Source organism: Pseudomonas sp. Leaf15, assembly GCF_001421425.1.
GTDB lineage: Bacteria > Pseudomonadota > Gammaproteobacteria > Pseudomonadales > Pseudomonadaceae > Aquipseudomonas > Aquipseudomonas salomonii.
This window is the reverse complement of the sequence record NZ_LMKI01000023.1, coordinates 343998-363956: the sequence shown is the minus strand read 5'-3', so window position 1 is coordinate 363956 and position 19959 is coordinate 343998. Positions and strand designations below refer to the sequence as shown.

At 60.5% G+C, this 19959-nt stretch carries 23 protein-coding genes and 1 tRNA gene; 11 read left to right on the top strand and 13 right to left on the bottom strand.

The window, feature by feature from the left end; genetic code table 11:
• Positions 1 to 38: 38 nt before the first annotated feature.
• Complete coding sequence (locus ASE80_RS17910; RefSeq protein ID WP_056860107.1) at positions 39 to 449, bottom strand: VOC family protein; 411 nt, start codon at positions 447 to 449, stop codon at positions 39 to 41.
• Between the two features lie 263 nt (positions 450 to 712).
• Between ASE80_RS17910 and ASE80_RS17905 the strand changes: the two genes are divergently transcribed.
• From ASE80_RS17905 to ASE80_RS17885, 5 genes are all read left to right on the top strand, one after another.
• A tRNA-Leu gene (locus tag ASE80_RS17905) sits at positions 713 to 799 on the top strand.
• A 375-nt stretch (positions 800 to 1174) separates the two neighbouring features.
• Positions 1175 to 4006, top strand: a complete 2832-nt coding sequence (locus ASE80_RS17900) for a xanthine dehydrogenase family protein molybdopterin-binding subunit (RefSeq protein WP_056860106.1) — start codon at positions 1175 to 1177, stop codon at positions 4004 to 4006.
• The gene (locus tag ASE80_RS17895) at positions 3999 to 4538 is read left to right on the top strand and encodes a (2Fe-2S)-binding protein (protein ID WP_056860105.1); all 540 of its coding nucleotides are present in this window, start codon (positions 3999 to 4001) and stop codon (positions 4536 to 4538) included. Before ASE80_RS17900 ends, ASE80_RS17895 begins: the two co-directional genes overlap by 8 nt.
• A gap of 2 nt (positions 4539 to 4540) precedes the next feature.
• Positions 4541 to 5776, top strand: a complete 1236-nt coding sequence (locus ASE80_RS17890; protein ID WP_056860104.1) for a c-type cytochrome — start codon at positions 4541 to 4543, stop codon at positions 5774 to 5776.
• 73 nt (positions 5777 to 5849) lie between these two features.
• Positions 5850 to 6149, top strand: coding sequence for a hypothetical protein (locus ASE80_RS17885; RefSeq protein WP_056860103.1), 300 nt, complete (start codon positions 5850 to 5852; stop codon positions 6147 to 6149).
• A 182-nt stretch (positions 6150 to 6331) separates the two neighbouring features.
• Here the strand turns inward: ASE80_RS17885 and ASE80_RS17880 are convergent, their stop codons facing one another.
• Positions 6332 to 6613 (bottom strand): hypothetical protein, encoded by a 282-nt coding sequence (locus ASE80_RS17880; RefSeq protein WP_056860102.1) that lies wholly within the window; start codon positions 6611 to 6613, stop codon positions 6332 to 6334.
• A gap of 184 nt (positions 6614 to 6797) precedes the next feature.
• Between ASE80_RS17880 and ASE80_RS17875 the strand changes: the two genes are divergently transcribed.
• Positions 6798 to 7256: a GFA family protein gene (locus tag ASE80_RS17875; protein WP_056860101.1), complete on the top strand. Its 459-nt coding sequence runs from the start codon at positions 6798 to 6800 to the stop codon at positions 7254 to 7256.
• A 2-nt stretch (positions 7257 to 7258) separates the two neighbouring features.
• On the opposite strand, the gene ASE80_RS17870 is transcribed toward ASE80_RS17875, so the two are convergent.
• On the bottom strand, positions 7259 to 7786 hold the full coding sequence (locus tag ASE80_RS17870; RefSeq protein WP_056860100.1) for a DinB family protein: 528 nt from the start codon (positions 7784 to 7786) through the stop codon (positions 7259 to 7261).
• A 122-nt stretch (positions 7787 to 7908) separates the two neighbouring features.
• On the opposite strand from ASE80_RS17870, the gene ASE80_RS17865 reads away from it, so the two are divergent.
• Positions 7909 to 8616: a DUF533 domain-containing protein gene (locus ASE80_RS17865; protein WP_056860099.1), complete on the top strand. Its 708-nt coding sequence runs from the start codon at positions 7909 to 7911 to the stop codon at positions 8614 to 8616.
• Here ASE80_RS17865 and ASE80_RS17860 read toward each other — a convergent pair.
• The 10 genes from ASE80_RS17860 to ASE80_RS17815 all read right to left on the bottom strand — a co-directional run bounded on the left by ASE80_RS17860 (position 8613) and on the right by ASE80_RS17815 (position 17811).
• Entirely contained in the window at positions 8613 to 9434 is an 822-nt protein-coding gene (locus tag ASE80_RS17860; RefSeq protein ID WP_056860098.1) for a hypothetical protein, read from the bottom strand. The two genes, ASE80_RS17865 and ASE80_RS17860, sit on opposite strands and share 4 nt — an antisense overlap.
• An 18-nt stretch (positions 9435 to 9452) precedes the next feature.
• Positions 9453 to 9800 carry a DUF2493 domain-containing protein gene (locus ASE80_RS17855; protein WP_056860097.1) on the bottom strand — a complete coding sequence of 116 codons (348 nt, stop codon included), beginning with the start codon at positions 9798 to 9800 and terminating at the stop codon, positions 9453 to 9455.
• A 65-nt stretch (positions 9801 to 9865) separates the two neighbouring features.
• On the bottom strand, positions 9866 to 12580 hold the full coding sequence (mgtA, locus tag ASE80_RS17850) for a magnesium-translocating P-type ATPase (protein ID WP_056860096.1): 2715 nt from the start codon (positions 12578 to 12580) through the stop codon (positions 9866 to 9868).
• Between the two features lie 235 nt (positions 12581 to 12815).
• Positions 12816 to 13124 carry a hypothetical protein gene (locus tag ASE80_RS17845; protein ID WP_056860095.1) on the bottom strand — a complete coding sequence of 103 codons (309 nt, stop codon included), beginning with the start codon at positions 13122 to 13124 and terminating at the stop codon, positions 12816 to 12818.
• Between the two features lie 317 nt (positions 13125 to 13441).
• Positions 13442 to 14053 carry a LysE family transporter gene (locus tag ASE80_RS17840; RefSeq protein ID WP_056860094.1) on the bottom strand — a complete coding sequence of 204 codons (612 nt, stop codon included), beginning with the start codon at positions 14051 to 14053 and terminating at the stop codon, positions 13442 to 13444.
• A gap of 72 nt (positions 14054 to 14125) precedes the next feature.
• Positions 14126 to 14920 (bottom strand): AraC family transcriptional regulator, encoded by a 795-nt coding sequence (locus tag ASE80_RS17835; protein WP_056860093.1) that lies wholly within the window; start codon positions 14918 to 14920, stop codon positions 14126 to 14128.
• Between the two features lie 48 nt (positions 14921 to 14968).
• A complete protein-coding gene (arsH, locus tag ASE80_RS17830) occupies positions 14969 to 15658 on the bottom strand; it encodes an arsenical resistance protein ArsH (protein WP_371920486.1) in 690 nt (229 codons plus the stop codon).
• 9 nt (positions 15659 to 15667) lie between these two features.
• A complete protein-coding gene (locus ASE80_RS17825) occupies positions 15668 to 16138 on the bottom strand; it encodes an arsenate reductase ArsC (RefSeq protein ID WP_056860091.1) in 471 nt (156 codons plus the stop codon).
• Between the two features lie 13 nt (positions 16139 to 16151).
• On the bottom strand, positions 16152 to 17435 hold the full coding sequence (locus tag ASE80_RS17820) for an arsenic transporter (protein WP_056860090.1): 1284 nt from the start codon (positions 17433 to 17435) through the stop codon (positions 16152 to 16154).
• Between the two features lie 19 nt (positions 17436 to 17454).
• On the bottom strand, positions 17455 to 17811 hold the full coding sequence (locus ASE80_RS17815; protein WP_056860337.1) for a metalloregulator ArsR/SmtB family transcription factor: 357 nt from the start codon (positions 17809 to 17811) through the stop codon (positions 17455 to 17457).
• Positions 17812 to 17990: 179 nt separating this feature from the next.
• Here ASE80_RS17815 and ASE80_RS17810 point away from each other — a divergent pair, with 179 nt between their 5' ends.
• The 4 genes from ASE80_RS17810 (at position 17991) to ASE80_RS17795 (ending at position 19944) form a co-directional block, all read left to right on the top strand.
• Positions 17991 to 18206 carry a hypothetical protein gene (locus tag ASE80_RS17810; protein WP_017138831.1) on the top strand — a complete coding sequence of 72 codons (216 nt, stop codon included), beginning with the start codon at positions 17991 to 17993 and terminating at the stop codon, positions 18204 to 18206.
• A gap of 75 nt (positions 18207 to 18281) precedes the next feature.
• Positions 18282 to 18977, top strand: coding sequence for an AzlC family ABC transporter permease (locus tag ASE80_RS17805; RefSeq protein ID WP_056860089.1), 696 nt, complete (start codon positions 18282 to 18284; stop codon positions 18975 to 18977).
• The gene (locus ASE80_RS17800) at positions 18974 to 19285 is read left to right on the top strand and encodes an AzlD domain-containing protein (protein ID WP_056860088.1); all 312 of its coding nucleotides are present in this window, start codon (positions 18974 to 18976) and stop codon (positions 19283 to 19285) included. The genes ASE80_RS17805 and ASE80_RS17800 overlap by 4 nt, the downstream gene beginning before the upstream one ends.
• Positions 19286 to 19590: 305 nt before the next feature.
• Positions 19591 to 19944, top strand: a complete 354-nt coding sequence (locus tag ASE80_RS17795) for a lipoprotein (RefSeq protein ID WP_056860087.1) — start codon at positions 19591 to 19593, stop codon at positions 19942 to 19944.
• Positions 19945 to 19959 lie beyond the last annotated feature (15 nt).

Genomic DNA, 19959 nt, shown 5'->3' with positions numbered 1-19959 from the left:
CGATAAACGTATCGTTCGCCGTCCTCTATGCAGCTAGCCTAAATGGCAGGGCCTTTCAGCTCGATCCGGTTATCATCCGGATCGTTGAAATAAATCGACCAGCCAGTCCCGTCTGCGCCATAGCGCTTCTGCGCTTTCTCAGCAAACACACCCGCCTCAGCCAAGTGGTTGAGAATCGCGGATTCATCAAAAGGCTCAACCCTCAGGCAGACGTGATCGACATTATGCCTTTGCTTGCCCGCCGGCTCCCCACCTTCACGACCGATCGACCCGTTCACATCGACCAGGTCAATCAGGGACGTGCCGGCACTCAGGTGGATCATGCCTAGGTCATCACGACGCTTTTTGACGTCACAGCCCAGTACCGAGGTGTAAAACGCCAGGCTGCGGGTGATGTCCTTCACGCGTAAAACAACATGATCTATATGTTGGATTGAAAAGGTGCGCATTGCGATCATTCCTGTTTGATCATGGGTTTTGGTATCGCCAAAGTCTTCAACTTAGCTGATTCTGGAAAACGAGTGCTGCATTTAACCCGTGGCATCGGCCCAGGACAGTCAGCCAACCCGCTTGGTGCAATGCCAGGTTGGCTGCGTAGATCACTGATCTGACAAGGTTTTTCAGCTCAGGATGAGCACGATAAAGGTGCGCCTCGACCTTGCATCCAAGCGCCGGGGTCTATATATTCCCAACCCTGCAACACCGCGCTACCGCCCGAATGGCGAAACTGGTAGACGCATGGGACTTAAAATCCCCCGCTCGTAAGGGCGTCCCGGTTCGATTCCGGGTTCGGGCACCATAGATATCAAGGGCTTGCATGATTTTTCATGCGAGCCCTTTTTCGTTTGTGCTCCCCAAAATCAGAAAACTCCACCGCTCGTTTTGTCGGCATGACCTGTTTGCCGATCCTTTTGCGTGTGTAGCCATCCTGATATTTCCCTGATCCTTCGCGACCTTTGCTTTAACTCAGAGCAAAGCGGCAACGCGTTGATTCTTTGTTCGGTTTTTGTAACAGATTGTTTGCGGCAGGCGCAGAAACCTATAAAGTTAACCTTTCGGTCAGCTTTGCACTGTCAACTCCAGCCTTTTGCTTCCAGCGAAAGCGCGCCTGCAAGGATCGATTCCCCAGAACATAACTAAAAGGGCGGACCCATAACCGCCCAGAGGATGATCCATGTCCAACCGTGATATCTCCCGGCGCTCGTTCCTTCAGGGCGGGCTGGTGGCGGGTGTGAGCGTGACGCTTACACCGCTAAGCACCCAGGCGCTGGCGGCCTTGATGGAAAACAGCGTGACCGTGCCGTCCGAGCAATGGCTGGGCAACAACGGCAAGGCACGCTCGCGTAACGACGCCTTGTCCAAGGTCTGCGGCAGCAAGGTGTTTGCCCGCGACATCCGCGCCAAGGACATGCCGGGTTGGCCGCAGCAGCAGGGCCATGCCATGTTGCTGAAGACAACCAAGGCCGATCGCATTTACGCCGGCTACGATCTTTCGTGGCTCGGCGCCGAGTTGCAACCTGACCGCATCGTCACCGCCGCCGACCTGGACAAGGACGGCATCGTCTTCCCGGAAGAGCACGCGCCGGATCCGCTGCTGCCGGAAGGCAAGGTGCCGATGTTCATCGGTCACCCTGTGGCGATCCTGATCTGGAACGACTTCGAGCGTTTCCGTCAGTCCAAGGCCAAACTCAAATTCAATGACAAAGCCATCCGTTACGGTGCCCAGGTGCCGTATTACGAACGTGATCCTTACGGCAGCTTCCGCTACGTGCGCGTCGGCGGTGCGACCTCGGCGGACGCGGATGAATTCGCCAGCCTCAAGGATTCGATCCTGTTCCCGATGCTGAAAAACCGTCGCCCGGTATGGAATTCCCAGCCGGACCTGCACGGCAACTTGACCGAGCGCGGGCTGTTTTACGCCGACCGGATGCAGCAGCAAATCGACGCGCCGCCAGACAACTGGCTGGTGTTCGACGAGCGCTACAAAACCCCGTCGATTGAACCGGCAGCGATGGAGCCGGACAACGGTAACGGCTGGTACGATCCGGCCACCAAGACGTTGCACTTTGTCGTCGCGACCCAGTGCCCGCTGGAAGCCGCCACCGAAACCGCAAAGATGATCGCGCCATCGCGCTTCGGCCTGGCGAATCTGAACATGCACCCGGGCTACACCGTTGGTTATGGTTCCAAGGACCACAACATTTTTGTCTACTACGCAGCCCTCGCCGCGCTGTATGGCGCCGGTGTGCCGGTGCGCCTGGCCAACGACCGCTATGAGCAGTTCCAGAGCGGCATCAAGCGTCACCCGTTCGACATCCGTTACCAATTGGCGGTGGATAAAAACGATCACAGTTTCCAGATCTTTCGTGCCGAGATGAACGTCGACGGCGGCGGGCGTATCAACTACAGCCCTTCGGTGGCAGCGGTTGGTGCCACGGCAGCGCAGTCGATCTACTACATGCCGCAGAACGATTTGCAGGTCACGGCCTACCATTCTCGCGCGGTTGAAGCGGGTTCGATGCGCGGTTACGGTACCCTGCAAAGCATGGCCTCGACCGAGATGATGGTCGACGAAATCGCCGGGCGTCTGGGCATCGATGCCATCGACCTGCGCAAGAAAAACGCCATGCTCTCGGGCATGAAAAACACCCAGGGCGCGGTGCCGGCCGGGGCGTTGCGCTTACACGAGATTCTCGACAAAGCGGCTGCCCACGACGTCTGGAAAAACCGCGACCAGATCAAAAACACCCGCGAAGCCGCTGACCCGGATAACTGGTATGGCGTCGGTTTTGCCATCTGCCAGAAAGACTTCGGCACCGGTTCCGAGGCACCCATGGCCAGCATCGAATTCACCGCTGAAGGGCATGTGACGTTGCGCCATATCGGCATTGAAATCGGCACCGGCATGTCCACCTCGCAAGCCCTGGTGGTGGCGGATTTCATCGGCATCCCGGCCACGCAAGTGAAGACCGGCGAAACCGAATGGGAAGAGTTGCAACTGATCACGGGCGGCAACCCTTACGTCATGAGCCAGGCCGAGCAGGATGGTTTCCTGCGCAACCCGCGCTGGGTCGGCAAACTGGCGTCGGCTTCGTCGGCGACCAACTCGGCGTATTACTTCAGCCACGCCACCCGTGAAGCCTCGCGCGTGCTGTTCAACCACGGCCTGTGGCCGGCGGCGTTGCAGATCTGGGGCCAAGGCCCTTACGGCGGCCAGGCCAACCCGTATGTGGTGCGCCGCGAAGATGCGCATTGGGTCGACGGCAAACTCACCGCCAACGGCATGCAGCCGCTGAGCTTTGAGCAATTGGCCAAACACGCCCACGAAAAAGGCCTGGTGACCGGCGCCACTGTGCACGGCTTCAACCGTTGGAGCTGGGCCGAAGCCGATTACAGCATCGACGGCGTGCGTGAACGCCTGCCGCTCGACGGCCTGGCCGTGAAGTACGGCGACGGCGCGCCAAACGCGAAGAAAGCCCAGATGACCAGCAACGGTTTCCACCTGCTGGATCGCCAGAACGTCCACTACCCGGACACCCAGTTGAACAACGCGGCGGTGACTTACTACAGCCCGGTCGCGACGCTGGTGGAATTGAAAGTGAACAAGGGCTCCGCCGACGTGCAAGTGCTCAACCATCACTCGTGGGTCGAGTGCGGTCGGGTGCTGGTGGAAGAACTGGTCAAGGGCCAGCTTGAAGGCGGGATCGCCATGGGCATTGGCCATGCGTTGATGGAAGAGATGCCGCTGTACGAAGGCGGGCCGGGGGAGGGTGACTGGAATTTCAACCGTTACCGTCTGCCGATGGCTCGACACGTTGCTGTGTGGAACCAGACGGCCGAAATCCTGCCGCCGCTGTCGCCGAGCGACCCGTCCAAGGGCATTGCCGAAGTGGTGATGATCCCGATCGTCGGCGCCATCGGTAACGCCGTGGCCCACGCCATCGGCAAACGTGTCCGCGACCTGCCAATCACTTCTGCGCGCATCAAGGAGGCCCTCAATGGCTAACCGTCCGTTTCAACTGACCCTCAACGGTCAATCCGTCGGCCCGGTGGACATCCCTGATGACCTGCCGATGATCGACTACCTGCACGAATACAAAAACCTCACCGGCTCGCGGCTCGGCTGCGGCCAGGGCATTTGCCACGCCTGCGTGGTGATCGTTGACAACCCGGACGGCACCAGCGAAGAAGTGCGTACCTGCATCACCGGGGCACACTATTTCGAAGGCAAGAAAGTACGCACCATCGAAGGCCACGCGACTCGCGACGAGCAGGGCAACGTGACTGAGCTGAACCCGATCCAGCAGCGCTTCGTCGATGAATTCGCCTTCCAGTGCAGCTACTGCGCGCCGGGTTTCGTCAATGCCGCGACCGTGCTGGTGGAGAAGCTGCAGCGTCAGCCGATCGTCAAAAGCCAGCTGGAAAAGGTCATCGAGGACAGCCTCGGTCACCACATCTGCCGCTGCACCGGCTATGTGCGTTACTACAACGCGACCCGCAACGTGCTGACCGATCTCGGTCTGGTCAAGGAGGGTTAAGCATGAAGCAACTACTTTCCCGTCTTGCGCTGGCGGTTGGCCTGGCTACTCCGGTGTTGCTGGCGCACGCGGACGATCAAGTCAAACGCGGCGAATATCTTGCCCGCGCCGCTGACTGCATGGCCTGCCACACCGCACCGGGTGGCGCGCCGTTTGCGGGCGGTCTGCCGATCGTTTCGCCGTTCGGCACCATTTATGGCACCAATATCACCCCGAGCAAAGAGCACGGCATTGGCCTGTACAGCGATGACGAATTCTTCGCTGCGCTCACCGAAGGCAAACGCCGGGATGGCGCGAATCTGTACCCGGCGATGCCGTACACCTCGTATCACCTGATGCCCCGTGCAGATTCGGACGCGATCCATGCGTACCTGAAAACCATCGAGCCCATCGAGCGTGCGGCCCCGGTTACCCGCCTGAGCTTTCCGTTCAACGTGCGTCTGGGCCTGATGGGCTGGAACATGCTCTACGGCAAGGATGTGAAACTTGCGCCGACCGAGGGCAAAAGCGAAGCGTTCCAGCGTGGCCAATACATGGTCGAAGTGCTCGGCCACTGCGGCGAATGCCACACGCCTCGGGGCTTGCCCGGCGCGATGCAGCAGGATAAACGCCTGACCGGCGGCATGCTCAACGGCTATCTGGCACCCAGCCTGTTGGCCACTGACCTGGCCGCTCGCGGCTGGAATCATGAGGACCTGAGCACGTTCCTCAAGCACGGCATGAGTGCCCAGGGCACGATGTTCAACGAGATGTTCCCGGTGTTCCATAACAGCACCCAGGGCCTTAACGATCCGGACCTGGCTGCCATGGCGACCTTCCTGCTGGGCGATCAACCGCCGGCGGCCAAGGTGCTGAGCGAGACGTCGCTGGAAGCCATGAGCCCAAGTGCCCGACGCGGTCGTCAAGACTATCTGAACGTGTGCGCCGGCTGCCACGCGCCGAACGGCGAGGGCAAGCCGCACATCGCGGTGGCCATGCGCGGCAACACCACGTTGCGCCTGGAAGACCCGCGCAACCTGCTGCGGGTGATCGAGGACGGCATCGGCGAGCAGAAATTCACCGGGTTTGAACGCATGCAACCGATGCCGGGCTTTGCCGACAAGCTCAATCACCAACAGCTGACCGACCTGCTCAACTACCTGCGCCAGGGTTGGGGCGGCCAATCGGGTGAGCTGGCGGTCAGCGACGTGCAGAAGCTTGCGGCCGATGCGCCGCCCGCCGAGCACCAGGCGCACTGAACCGCCGACGCCGGGAACGACCGGCAATGCCTGTCAGTCTACCTGTATGTACTCATGGGTAAGGCTCAGCACAATGGATAAGACAATCAGGTTGGATCAACTGGCGGCCACCGACCTTGGATCAATCAACGAAATATGGCTCGGCGGAACTCATACCCAGCTATGCCTATGGCGTGGCGAACAGGTGTTCACCCACGAGATGATGAGCGAGGGCACTCACGATCAGAATGTCCAACGCCTGTGCTTGCAGTTGGTCAACGCTGACGATCAGGCTGCAGTGGCCCATGTTGAGGCAATGGTGCGCGAACGCCTGAAAAAGACAGGGAAGGAGGGCGTGTTTTATCCCGCTGAGCAGGCAGACACTCATCTATAGGCAAAGGAGCATCGCCCAGGTGATCCTGGGATTTGAGGCAGAAGAGGTTGAGTCGGTGTTGCCACAATTGAGCAGCGCAGAGGTACGGATGCCGGTGACGAATATGCCATGGGGCACTACGTCTGCGCTGCTGCAGGACCCCGATGGAAACCGGGTTAATCTGTTTTCAGCGCCTGAACAGCTCAGACAAATGGCTGCCCGCTGAAACCCCGTGGCAGACGCTGCAGCCCCGGCAAATCGGTGAGGCGTTGCGTCCAGGCACTGCGCCAGTCCACGGCAGTATGGGTTTTGGCTTTGCGCGCGGAACGGCGGGCGGCGTTGCGCTGGGTGCGGCGCGCTTCTTTGTAGGCGTCGGTATTGCGGCAGCTGCGGCATTTGACTCGGTTCAGCTCGGTGCTGGACGTGAGGTTGGTGCCGTGATGGCCGCAAGCCAGATGCCCGGCGACCTTGAAGTGAGTGACCATGTAAGCGTCTCCTTCTTATGGGGGTACGCGCGGCCAAAAACCAGCGGCGACGCGTGGGCAGGGCGGGGGCAATCAACCCCGAGCCCTCAGGGTTGTGACCGCGCGGGCGGTGCGGCGTTCGGTTTTATTCCACGGGCGGTTCACGCTACCCTGTGGTGCCAACAATCATAAAAAGGAGTGAGTGATGAGCGTCGAAACCTTGCCGCTGGAAGGCAGTTGCCGTTGTAGTCGGGTGCGTTTCAGCGTGAGTTTGCCGCCGGTAATCACCATGGCGTGCCATTGCAGCGGCTGTCAGCAGATGACCGCCAGTGCGTTTTCCCTTAGCGCGTTGATTCCGGCCGCAGGTTTCACCGTGACCCAGGGTTGCCCGGTGATCGGCGGCTTGCACGGCGTGGACCGCCATTATTGCTGCCCGCACTGCATGAGCTGGCTGTTTACGCGCCCCCATGGCATCGATGAGTTCGTCAATGTGCGCGCAACCTTGCTGGATAACGCCCGCGACTACGTGCCGTTCATGGAAACCTGGACCAGCGAAAAACTGCCTTGGGCCGCGACGCCGGCGGTCGAAAGCTTTGCGCAACTGCCCGAGCCGCAGGACTTCCCGCGCTTGATGCAGGCTTACGCCACCTTCAGTGCCCGCTGAGTTCAATCAATCAGGGCCAGCAAGTCGGTATCACCGACGTCCACGCCCGCCTGGGTCAGCAATGTGGTTGCCTGGCCCCGGTGGTGGGTCTGGTGGTTGAAAAAATGCATCAGCAGTGCGAAGAACGGCTTGTGGTTCGCCACGCCGCGCATGTTGTGGTACTGCAGACGCTGGTCCAGATCGGGTTCGCACAGGCTGTTGGCCCAGTCGATGATCAGTTGGTCCAGCCAGGCGCGGCGGGCCGCCAGCTCGCGCAGGTTGGCAAAGGCCAGTTGCTTCAAGTCAGAAGGCGTGGCAATCGACGCTAATGGCGCCAGCCGGGCAAAGCCTGCCGGATGTTCGGCAAATCGCTTGAGCCACACCGTGTCCCCGAGTGTCAGGTGATTGAGTGTGCCGAGGATCGAGCCGAAGAACGCCTGCCGGTCCGTGGTCAGTTCTGCGTCGGTAAGCTGGCTGGCGGCGGCATAGACGTTGCGGTTCATCCACTGGTTGTAGTCAGCCATCAACAAAATGTGCTCAAGACGGTTCACGCGGTTTCTCCTTCAACGTGGTGAGGCCATCATAAGGCGTGCCTGCCCGGCGGTCTTGGTGTTCCTGCGCTGGCGGGCTATGGTTGTTGAACGCCAATACGACGCTGCGGGAGAGTGACACCATGAATACCGGCAATTTACTGGAACAGCTGCTGCGCGCCAGCCAGCAAAACAGCGGCGGCTCAGGCGGTGGGCTGGGCGGCCTGGGTGGTCTGCTGGGCGGCTTGTTGAACAGCTCCGGCAGCGGCAACGCTGCGGCAGGTGGTGGTGGGCTGGGTGGTTTATTAGGTGGCCTGGGCGGATTGTTGGGCGGTGCGCCTGCCGGTGGCACCCCGCAAACGCGTTCAGGCGGGATGAACTATGCGGCATTGGCCTCCTTGGGGATGGCGGCTTTCCAGGCGTATCAGGCCTGGCAACGCCAGCAGGCCAGCGCACCGCAGCAGGCCATCCAGACGGTTGACCAGCTTGACGGTCAGGCAGCTGAAGCCCATAGCCATGCACTGTTACGCGCTCTGATTGCGGCCGCCAAGGCCGATGGAGAGATCGATGACAAAGAGCAGGAAATGATTTCGGCCGAACTAGGCCGCCATACCGACGACGCTAACTTGCAGCAGTGGCTCAACGACGAAGTCGCCAAACCTCTGAATGCCGCCGATTTCGCCGAATATGCCTCTGATCCAGGGTTGGCGACCGAGGTCTACCTGGCCAGCGTGATGATGGTCAATGACCAGGCGCCGAAGGAGCGCGGCTACCCGGACGAACTGGCCGCGCAGTTGCAACTCGAACCAGCGTTGCAACTGCACCTGGAGCAACAGGCTAAAAAAGCCTAAAAACGCACAGTTGCGCCTGTGGTCAGCCATTGGTTGTAATCACCGGAGAGGCTCTGCCCAACCACCACATCCACATCCACCAGTTTGCCCACATGGAACCGCGGCCCGGCCTGCCACGCCTGGTCACCGCCTTCCTGGCCGTAACGCTCACCGATCAGCGTCAGCGTGTCCGCCAACTGGTACTCAAAGCCGGTGCCCCACGTCAGGCGGTGGTTTTGTTCACCGCCGTTGTAGGCGTGGGTCCAGCCGCCATTGAGGCTCAGGCGCAATGCCTGCACCGGTTGCCAGGTCAACGGCACATTAAAGTCCGCGCCGTCGAATGCATGCTGGCGGTCCAGGGCAAAGTGGCTGGTGGCAGACACGGCCATTTGCAGCCCCAGGCTTTCCTGTGACCACACCTGCGCCTTCACCTGCGGGCTGATTTGCGTCTCGGCATCCCCCGCATGACTGGCGCGCGACAGTGCCGCGCTCCACTCCACGGCAGGCAGTGCGCTGAAGGTGCACGCCGGGTTAAGCGTCTGGTTATGAATGTTGCCTTGATGCCGGTTGGCGGTGTACCAGGCGTCGACGCTGCACTCGCCCGGATCGTTGATCCCGCCGTCGTCGACCACATACGAACCGCCCGCCGCCTGGGCTTTGGAAAACAACGCGATCAGTAAGATAAGGCCAAGTGTGGTACCGACAAAAATCAGGTTGCGTTGCAGTGCGCGGCGCTTGGCCGGTGGCAGCAGCAACAGGGTATGGCGAGCGCCCCGGTAGTGACGTTCGCGGTATTTGGCAAACCCGTCCGGGCGCTGTGGGCTGTGTTTTTTGTGCATGATGCACCTCGCTTGAATTCAGCTTTCTACGGTCAGCACCGAAATGCCGCTGGCTTTGGCCTGGCAGACCAGCTCCGAGGTGTCTTCACCACCCGGCAGGGCGATGATCACGTCGGGGCGGCTGTCGGCGAGCATGAAATGGTTGCGCTGGCGTTCCGCCTGCTTGCCGTGGCGTTGCCAATTGGGCGGGTAGCGCACCACGTCGATGCGCATTTCCCGCGCCCATTCCTCGATGTCGCTGCCTAGGAACTGGTTGCCGCCGTGAATCAAAACCTGCACGGGGCGCAGGCGGTGGTAGGCGTCCAGCACTTGGCGGGACTTTTTGGTGTCAGCGTAATGACGACCTGCACAGATAAGCACGCGCATAGTCAGGGTCCTTGTGATGCACGGTGGCGGCCGGGCGACCGCCACCGTTTAAACGGCGGGGGTGATCAGTACCACTGCTTGAAGCGGCGGATGTAGATCGTTTTCATCAGTTGTGCCACGCAGCAGTAGGCGAGCAGGGTGCCGACCAGCCACGGGAAGTAGGCCAGCGGCAGCGGCTCCAGGCCGACCAGGGTGCCCAGCGGCGAGAACGGCACGTAGATCCCCAGGCAGATGACGATGGCGGTCATCATCAACACCGGCCAGGCAGCCGTGCTCTGGAAGAAGGGGATCTTGCGGGTGCGCAACATATGCACCACCAGGGTTTGCGAGAGCAGGCCCTCGATAAACCAGCCGGACTGGAACAGCGTCTGCATTTCCACACTGTTGGCGCTGAACACGTACCACATCAACGCAAAGGTGGTGATGTCGAAGATCGACGAGGTCGGCCCGATCCAGATCATGAAGCGGCCGATGTTCTTGGCATCCCACTTGCGCGGTTTGGCCAGGTATTCCTTGTCCATCTTGTCCCACGGCAAAGCCAGTTGGGAGATGTCGTACATCAGGTTTTGCAGCAGCAGGTGAATCGCCAGCATCGGCATGAACGGGATGAACGCACTGGCCACCAGCACCGAGAACACGTTGCCGAAGTTGGAGCTGGCGGTCATGTTCAGGTACTTCATGATGTTGCCGAAGGTTTCGCGGCCCTTGAGCACGCCTTCTTCCAGCACCATCAGGCTCTTTTCCAGCAGGATGATGTCGGCCGATTCCTTGGCGATATCGGTGCCGCTGTCCACCGAGATACCCACGTCGGCATCCCGCAGCGCCGGGGCATCGTTGATGCCGTCGCCGAGGAAGCCCACGGTGTGGCCGTTGGCTTGCAGGGCTTTCAGTACGCGGGACTTCTGCAATGGCGTGAGCTTGGCGAACACCGTGCGTTCTTCCACGCGGCGCAGCAGGGTGGCGTCGTCCATCGCTTCGATTTCCACGCCCAGCAGCGGCTGGCCGGGCTCCAGGCCGACCTGGCGGCAGATCTTGCTGGTGACCACGGCGTTATCGCCGGTCAACACCTTCACGGCCACGCCGATTTGTTGCAGCGCGGCAATCGCCGGGCCTGCGGTTTCCTTCGGTGGATCAAGGAAGGTCAGGAAGCCCTGGATCACCAGGTTGCGCTCATCGGCGGTGGTGTACTGCTGGCGCGCCATGGATTTAGGGATGTTGCGCGTCGCCACCACCAGGACGCGGAAACCGTCCTCGTTGTAGTCGTTGGCCAATGCCAGCAGTTCTTCGCGGCGTTGATCATCCAGCGGCACGGCGGTGCCACCTTCGAGCGTGTGTGTGGAGATGCTCAACATCTCTTCCACGGCGCCCTTGCACACCAGCAATTGGTCGCCGGCCGTGTCGCGCACCACAATAGACAGGCGCCGGCGCACGAAGTCGAACGGCAGTTCATCGACCTTGCTGTAGGCCAGCGGCAGCTGGAACTTGGGGTTCTGCTCCGAGAACTGCACCACGGCCTGGTCCATCAGGTTTTTCATGCCGCTCTGGTGGAAGCTGTTGAGCCAGGCCAGGGACAGCACCGCGTCATCGCGCTGGCCGAAGGCGTTGACGTGGTGCTCGAGGATGATCTTGTCCTGGGTCAGCGTGCCGGTCTTGTCGGTGCACAGTACGTCCATGGAACCGAAGTTCTGGATCGCATTGAGGCGCTTGACCACCACTTTGCGCTTGGCCATGGCGGTAGCACCCTTGGCCAGGTTGGCGCTGACGATCATCGGCAGCATTTCCGGGGTCAGGCCCACGGCAACCGCCAGGGCGAACAGGAACGCATCGCCCCAGTCACCTTTGGAGAAGCCGTTGAGGAAGAACACGATCGGCACCATCACCAGCATGAAGCGGATCAGCAACCAGCTGACGCTGTTCACCCCACGGTCGAAGGCGGTTTGCACGCGGGAACCGACAATCGCCTTGGCCAGTGAGCCAAAGTAGGTGCGCGGTCCGGTGGCGACCACCACGGCCTTGGCGCGACCGCTGACCACGTTGGTGCCCATAAAGCAGATGTTCGGCAGGTCCAGCAGGTTGCCTTGGTCGGCCGCAAGGGTAGAGGCGGATTTTTGCGTGACATCGCCCAGGGTGTCGTACTTCTCTACCGGCAAGGCTTCACCGGTGAGCACGGCCTGGCTTATAAACAGGTCGCGGGATTCGATCAGGCGAATATCGGCCGGGATCATGTCGCCGGCAGACAGTTGCACGATGTCACCGGCGACCAGGTCGCGCATCGGCACTTCGCGCAGGATCGGCTGGCTGCCGACCTGCTCGCGGCGCAGCACCGTTGCGGTGGTGCGCACCATGGCTTTGAGGGCTTCGGCGGATTTGGCCGAGCGGTGCTCCTGCCAGAAACGCAGCAGGCTGCTGAGCAGCACCATGGTCATGATGATGATGACCTTGGTCAAATCCACTTCTTCACCGGCCTGCAAGGGTAACCAGTAGTCAGTGACAAAGCTGATCCCGGCAAGCGTCAGCAGTACATAGATGAACGGGTTGTTCAGTGCCTGCAGGAACTGGACGATGGCATGAGGCGGCTTGTCATGGGCCACTTCGTTGTAGCCTTCGCGTTGCAGACGTGCCGAGGCGTCCAGTTCGGTCAGGCCGTCCTGGGTGGCACGCACATTGGCGAGGGTGGCCGACAGGCCGTTCTGGGCTTCACGGGCGGCACGCATCGACAGTTTGGTGTCGGTTGCAGTGCCATTTTTCTTGTGCAGAGGCGTGTTTTTTACGGCGCTCATTGTCTGTACTCCTGTCGCCAATTCTCGACAAAACATACCCGGTACTTACCTGAATACAGGCGAGCGAAAGCATGCCGAGCCGCGGACTTCGCGATCGGTTTAAATAGGGTGTTCACATAACTTCTACAGTGCCCGCTTAGTGCGCGTTAGTTAACTGGCGCGCAGCGGGCTACTACTGGATGTGTTCATAACGAACTCCAGAATAATCATCAGGAAGTTGCTGTTTCCAGCTGGTTTAAGCGGCGCGATTGCTCAGGTAAAACTCGAGCAACAGGCTGGCTTGAGCCAGGGTGGAAACCTGAGGTCTCTGCGGGTCTTGAGGGTCGGCGTGGTCCCAGTGCTGCAGCAATTGGCCGCTGGCAGGGCAGACACGCCAGTGCGCCAGCGGGGGAGCTGGGCGCAGGGGATCTTTGCTTGCTTGAGGGAAGGGTGCAGCAAAGGTTGAGCGCGCAGGCGCAAAGCCCACGGGGTCGCGGCACAGCTTGGCCCGCAGGGCTGCGGCCAGCGTGCGAATGTCAGGCAAAACAATCAGTTGAAAGGTCATAACACACCTCGGGACCGGACGAGCGACCGGCGAGGCAGTTACGGTGGAGCATCAAGCTCTAGCGCAGCTTACCGGACCTGGAAGGCGAGTCCTGTCATATTCTGGGTTTGGCGCCCGATGCCCGCGTGAGCGGTGCTCGGACAGCGACTAGATACTGTGTCCATTGGCTTCTTTTGTGAGGTTTAAAAAAGGCCCCGGTTGTGGGCAGGGGCAATCTACTCAGCGGGGTACAAAATGTCAACGCATAGTTGGTTAAATACGTCGGTGTTCAGAGTTTATTCAGATAGCCGCATCGACAAGTTGTGCGATATATAACTTCATATCCCTTGTGCAGCCAGAACTGCCAGATAGATCAATACCACACCGCAGGCGCCATAACTGATGCGTTGCCATAACGGTGAAGCGTTCTTGCGCAGCAGGTTGACCAACGCTGCAATCAGAAAGCACGACAACACCGATGCCAGCATAAAGCCCGCAAAAAACATCAGCGTTTGCCCATGGCTGGGCGTGGTGCCGACGATGCCGGACAAGGCGCTGCCCAGCGCACCCCAATAGACAATGTTTTTCGGATTGGCCAGGGAAATCGCCGCGCCTACCGCCAGCGCATTTTGCCCGGAGCTGGCAGGCGCGCTGCTCGCCTCGGGCAAGCGCCAGGCATCGATCAAGCTGCGGATCCCCAGCCAGGCCAGGTACAGCGCGCAGACCACCGTGAGCGGCACACGCACCGCGTCATGCTGGATGAGCAAGGCGATGCCGGTAAGGCCGATCACTGCCCACACCGCATCGCCTACCAGCGAGCCGATCTGCACCAGCAAGGCCGGGGTAAAACCGTGCAGCAGGCCCCGGCGCAGCGTCTCTGCCAGCACGGCGCCGGGCGAGAGGCAAAACACAAAACCGAATACCAGCGCGTAAAAGAAGATCGTCAACATGCCCGCGTTCCTTCAAGAGAGGGCGGGCAGTGTGGCGGCAGGTGGGGCAGGCGTCTTGAACCAGATTGCGCTTCAGCGTTTAAACAAGACGCTTTGATAGCGGCCGGGCGTGATGCCATAGGCGGCGCGAAAATGCCGATTGAGGTGGCTTTGGTCAGCAAAACCCAGGTCATGGGCGACTTCGCTGGCCGCCATGCCATTGCGCAACAAGCCTTTGGCGCGGCGGGTGCGCAGTTGCATCGCCCATTGCCGCGGGCTGAGCCCGGTTTCCTTCTGGAAGGCGCGCAGCAGGTGAAATTTGGACAATCCCAGCTCATCGCCGAGGTGGTCCAGGGGCAACACTTGATGCAAGTGCGCAGCGAGCAATTCCTGGGCGCGGCTGATCATGCTTTTGCCCGTTGCTGTGCTGCCGGGTACACGCACACCACTGACGCTGACCACCTCACCCAGTAGCAATACCAAGGCTTCCTCATTGAGATCGCGGACCAATGCATCGGTACTCAAGGCACCTTTCACCGCCACAGCCAGGCGCTGCGCCAGATCAGGCTGAAAGCACATCGAGCGATCAAACTCCAGTTGCGCCAACCCAAGGTCAGCGGCCAATTGATCGGCCGTGGCATACAGGCTGACAAACTGCCAGGGCGCGCCTGGCGCCGCGCCGCCGCCCTGGATCTGACCGGGGTTGTACAGCGTAATGCTGCCCGGCCCGGCTTCGAATTCGCGGCGGTCGAGCCAGACCTTTTCCTCACCGACGAGGTTTACGCCGATCACGCATTCATCGTGGCTATGGCGGGCAAAGGTCAGGCCGGTGCAGGCGGTGCTGCTGACTTCGTAGTTGCCCAGCCAGGCGTGGTGCAGAGTGCTCATGATTCAGCTCAGAATGCGGTTGGCATGAGCATACGCCAGCAGGGCCGCTCAAATCGACCGTTGGTTCACACGCTGCGACAGCTCATCGGCGCTTTCCTTGCGCTCCGAATAGCGGTCCACCAGGTCTGGGCGATCACGCAGTAATACGGTGAACTTCACCAGTTCCTCCATCACATCGACCACGCGATCGTAGAGCGCCGACGGCTTCATACGGTCCTGGTCATCGAACTCCATGAATGCCTTGGGTACCGAGGATTGGTTGGGGATCGTGAACATGCGCATCCAGCGCCCCAGCACGCGCAGTTGGTTGACCGTGTTGAACGATTGCGAGCCCCCGGACACCTGCATCACCGCCAGTGTTTTGCCCTGGGTCGGGCGAACCGTACCGAGGGCCAGCGGCACCCAATCGAGCTGGGCCTTGAACACTGCCGACATCGAACCGTGGCGCTCGGGCGAGCACCACACCTGGCCTTCAGACCACTGCATCAGGTCCAGCAGCTCCTGGACTTTAGGGTGATCATTGGGCGCATCGTCGGGGAGCGGCAGGCCCGAAGGATTGAAAATCCGCGTGTCGGCTCCGAAGTGGCGCAACAGCCGCGCGGCTTCTTCCACCAGCAAACGGCTGAACGAGCGCGGGCGTGTGGAGCCGTAAAGCAGCAGGATGCGCGGCGGGTGGCCTGGCCCGACGGGCAGCGGGCCTGCGAGGGTGCTGTTGAGGTTGGGCAGCGTGGTCATTATGTCCTCGGGTTAAAGCGCTGCGATGCGGGCCAGTTCTGCCTTCAACTCGGCAGGGCTGAGTTGGGCGAAGGGCAAGGCCAGGAACGCCTTGCAACGCCTTTCTATGGTGCTGAGCGTGGCCTTGAAGGCTGCGTCCACACTGGCCTCGTCACCCTGAACATCCGACGGGTCTTCCAACCCCCAATGCGCCTTCACCGCCGGCCCGAAATACACCGGGCAGGCCTCACCCGCAGCTTTGTCGCACACGGTAATCACCACATCCGGCGGGCTGCCCTCAAAGGCGTCATTGCCCTTGCTGTGCAGACCTTCGGTGCTGATGCCTGCGGCCTGCAACGTGCTCAGGCTGCGCGGCAGCACCTGGCCCTTGGGGAAGCTGCCGGAGCTGATCGCCTCGAAACCTGGCGGCGCGAGGTGGTTGAACATCGCCTCGGACAAGATGCTGCGGCAGCTGTTGGCGGTACACATGAACAGGACTTTCATTGCAGTATCTCCTTCAAAAACTCAGGCGCAAGGCGAGGGCGGCGAGGGTGATCAACAGCACCGGCAAGGTCAGCACGATGCCGACCTTGAAGTAGTAACCCCAGGTGATGGTGATGCCTTTGCGCGCCAGGATATGCAGCCACAACAAGGTGGCCAGGCTGCCGATCGGGGTGATTTTGGGGCCCAGGTCGCTGCCGATCACGTTGGCGTAGATCATCGCGTCCTTGACCACGCCCACGGCATGGCTGGACTCGATCGACAGCGCGCCGATCAGCACCGTCGGCAGGTTGTTCATCGCCGACGACAACAGCGCCGTCAGCACGCCGGTGCCCATGGCAGCGCCCCACACGCCGTAGGTGGCAAAGGTGTCGAGCCAGGTGGCGAGGTAGGTGGTCAGGCCGGCGTTACGCAGGCCGTAGACCACCAGGTACATGCCCAGGGAAAACACCACGATCTGCCACGGCGCTTCTTTCAACACTTTGCGTGTGGAGATCTTGTGGCCCTTGGCGGCGATCACCAGCAGCAACACAGCGCACACGGCGGAAATCGCACTGATGGGAATGCCCAGCGGCTCTAACGCGAAACAGCCCACCAGCAAGATACCCAGCACCCACCAGCCGGCGCGAAAGGTCGCACGATCATGAATGGCGCTGTCGGGGTCTTCGAGGTCGGCCGGGTCGTAGGCCTCGGGAATATCGCGGCGAAAGAACCACAGCAGGACCGCAAGGGTGGCGGCGACACTGACGAAGTTCACCGGCACCATCACCGCCGCGTACTCGTTGAAGCCGATCTTGAAGTAATCCGCCGAGACGATATTCACCAGGTTCGACACCACCAGCGGCAGGCTCGCGGTATCCGCGATGAACCCCGCGCCCATCACAAACGCCAGGGTCGCTGCCGGAGAAAAGCGCAAGGCCAGCAGCATCGACATGACGATGGGCGTGAGGATCAACGCGGCTCCGTCATTGGCGAACAGCGCCGAAACCAGCGCGCCCAGCAGCACCATATAGGCAAACAGCCGCCGGCCACGCCCACGGCCCCAACGCGCCACATGCAGGGCGGTCCAGGCAAAGAAGCCGGCCTCGTCGAGCAACAGGCTGATGACGATCAGTGCAACAAAGGTGCCGGTGGCGTTCCAGATGATGTGCCACACCACGGGGATGTCCGCCAGGCTGATGACCCCGCAGGCCAGGGCCAGAATGGCGCCCATGCTTGCACTCCAGCCGACTCCGAGGCCTTTGGGCTGCCAGATGACCAGAACGATGGTGAAGATAAAAATGCCAATTGCGACAAGCATGAATTAACGCTCCGATGGCTCAGCAGCAGGTGCTGGCCCGTTGTGGTCGGTCGCCCATGGCAGCAAGACGCTGCGCGTCGTGGTGCAACCAGGGCTGGTTGGCTTGCAAGGTGGTGTCCAGCACTTGAGTGACCCATGCGGGCAGTGCCGGGTTGATGCGGTAGTAGATCCATTGGCCCTGACGACGGTCCAGCAGCAACCCGCAACTGCGCAGTTGCGCCAGGTGACGGGAGATCTTTGGCTGGCTGTCGTCCAGAGCATGGATCAGTTCGCACACGCAAAGTTCGCCTTCGCGCAGGATCAATAACGTCAAGCGGGCGCGGGTGGCGTCGGCCAGGCATTTGAACAGGGTGGGCGGTGAGAAGGGGTCTGACATGATGAAAGTCTTTTTCATATATGTTTATACGAATATACGTATGTCCATATATGTAGGTCAAATCCTGTATTCGATTGATATGGATCAAACCCCGCCCAATCAACCACAAGTGACTGAAATTAAAATGAAACACGAATGTCCTAAAGTGCCTGCCCATTGCTGATGAAGGATGAACCCGCGTGACCCGTGCCACTCGCAACCTGCGCAAGACCCTCGATTCCGTCGCGGACAATAACGAAACCGCGGCGTTTGACCTGATGCGCGCCGTCGAAAAACTCGGCGATGAAGTGCTGCGCCAACGCCTGCTCAATACCATTCACCGGCTCAATCAGGACGCCCATGAACTGCGTGAGGCGCGCGACTCGGTGGAGCAGGTGTCGGTCAAGCTCGCCTGAGTGCGCAAGATCGTTCAAGACAACCCGCTTTAAACGCTGGCATGCTTGTCGACTGTCTGTCGATGAGCCGTCTCCATGCCTGCTGCCTTACCGCATTACGCCTTCGCCCGCGGCGCCATCGCCGTTATTCCGTTATCCCTGGCCTGTGCGCCGTGGGGGCTGCTCGCCGGCTCCATGGCCATTGACGCGCAATTTACCCCGCTGCAGGCCCAGGGCTTATCCGCCATCGTGTTTGCCGGTGCTGCGCAGTTGGTGGCCATCGGCATGCTCAAGAGCGGCGCCAGCCTGATCTCGATTGTGTTGACCACCTTGCTGCTGACTTCCCAGCATTTGCTGTATGGCATGCACATGCGCCCGACACTCTCGTCACTTAACGCCCGCTGGCGCATGAGCCTGGGTTTTCTGCTGACCGATGAGTTCTTCGCGCTGGTCAACCACTATGACCGCGAGACGTTCAATCGCTGGTATGCGTTGGGGGTGGGGCTGACGTTCTACATCGCCTGGAACCTCTTTACCCTGGCCGGCATTGTGCTTGGCAAAAGCATTCCCGGGCTTGACCAGTTGGGGTTGGAGTTTTCAATTGCTGCGACCTTTATCGCGTTGATTACGCCGGTGGTGCGTGATGTGCCGACGGTGGTGTGCGTGGCGGTGTCATTGCTGTTTTCGGTGTGGCTGAGCTTTTTGCACTGGGAGTCGGCGGTGGTGGTGTCCGGGGTGTTGGGCATGAGTGCGGGGTTTGCCTGCAAGCGGCTGGGGGTAGGGCAGAAGTGATCTACATCATGATTGTGGCCATGGGGCTGGTGGTTTTTCTTAATCGTTACTTGTTTATCGAGCCGCGTTTGCCGGTGCGGCTTAACCGTGGGGCGCGGGAATTTCTGGGGTTTGCAGTGCCTGGGATGCTGACGGCGATTTGCGGGCCGATCATTTTTCTTGCTGACCATAAGTTGAATCTGAGCCCGGGCAATCCTTATTTGCTGGCGGGCGTCTGTGCGGTGGCGTTGATGTTTTGGACGCGTAGCGTGTTGATTACGGTGCTGTTGAGCATGGGGTTGTTTTATTTGTTTCGCTGGTGGTTTTGAGGGGCACGCCCTGGTGTTGCTTTTACTGCCGGGGTTGCCGGCGATGGCGTTACCTCGATGTATTCAGAAACACCGTGGTGATGCCATCGCAGGCAAGCCAGCTCCCACAGGTTGACCGCATCTCGCCCTGAAATCGCAGGCAAAAAAAAGCCCGCGGGAGAGCGGGCAGAAGGGATACTTCTTAAAAATGAGCCTGCTGACTATAGGGGCCAGGCGCACCCTTCACAGTGAAACAAAGTTCATGCACGCATCAGACAATCAGCGGAGAGTGGTAAAGTCGCGTTTTTTCCAAAGGAAGCAATGGCATGCGAAAGCTGGTAATTGGCGCATTGGCAGTGGCCGCACTGTCCGGCTGTGCAGGCTCGAAGATGAAGGAAGCGCGCAGCGGTCAGCCCTACAAAACCCTGGCGTCGGACAAGGCCGCATTGGTGGTAGCCCAATGCATCCAGTTCGGCTGGCAGGACGAGGCGGTGTTCGGCGTTGACGCCGGTGGCTTCAAAGAGCCGCTCGAAGCCGGTGGTTTTACCGTCTACACCACGGGCGCTGACTACTTTGCCGATGTGCGCGTAGCCGGTGGCGGCTCCAGCATCAGCTACTATGCCGCCCAGGACACGATGCCGGCCAAGCGTCGGTTGGCCGCACTGGCAACCTGTCTGTAGGCTGTCTCCTTAGCA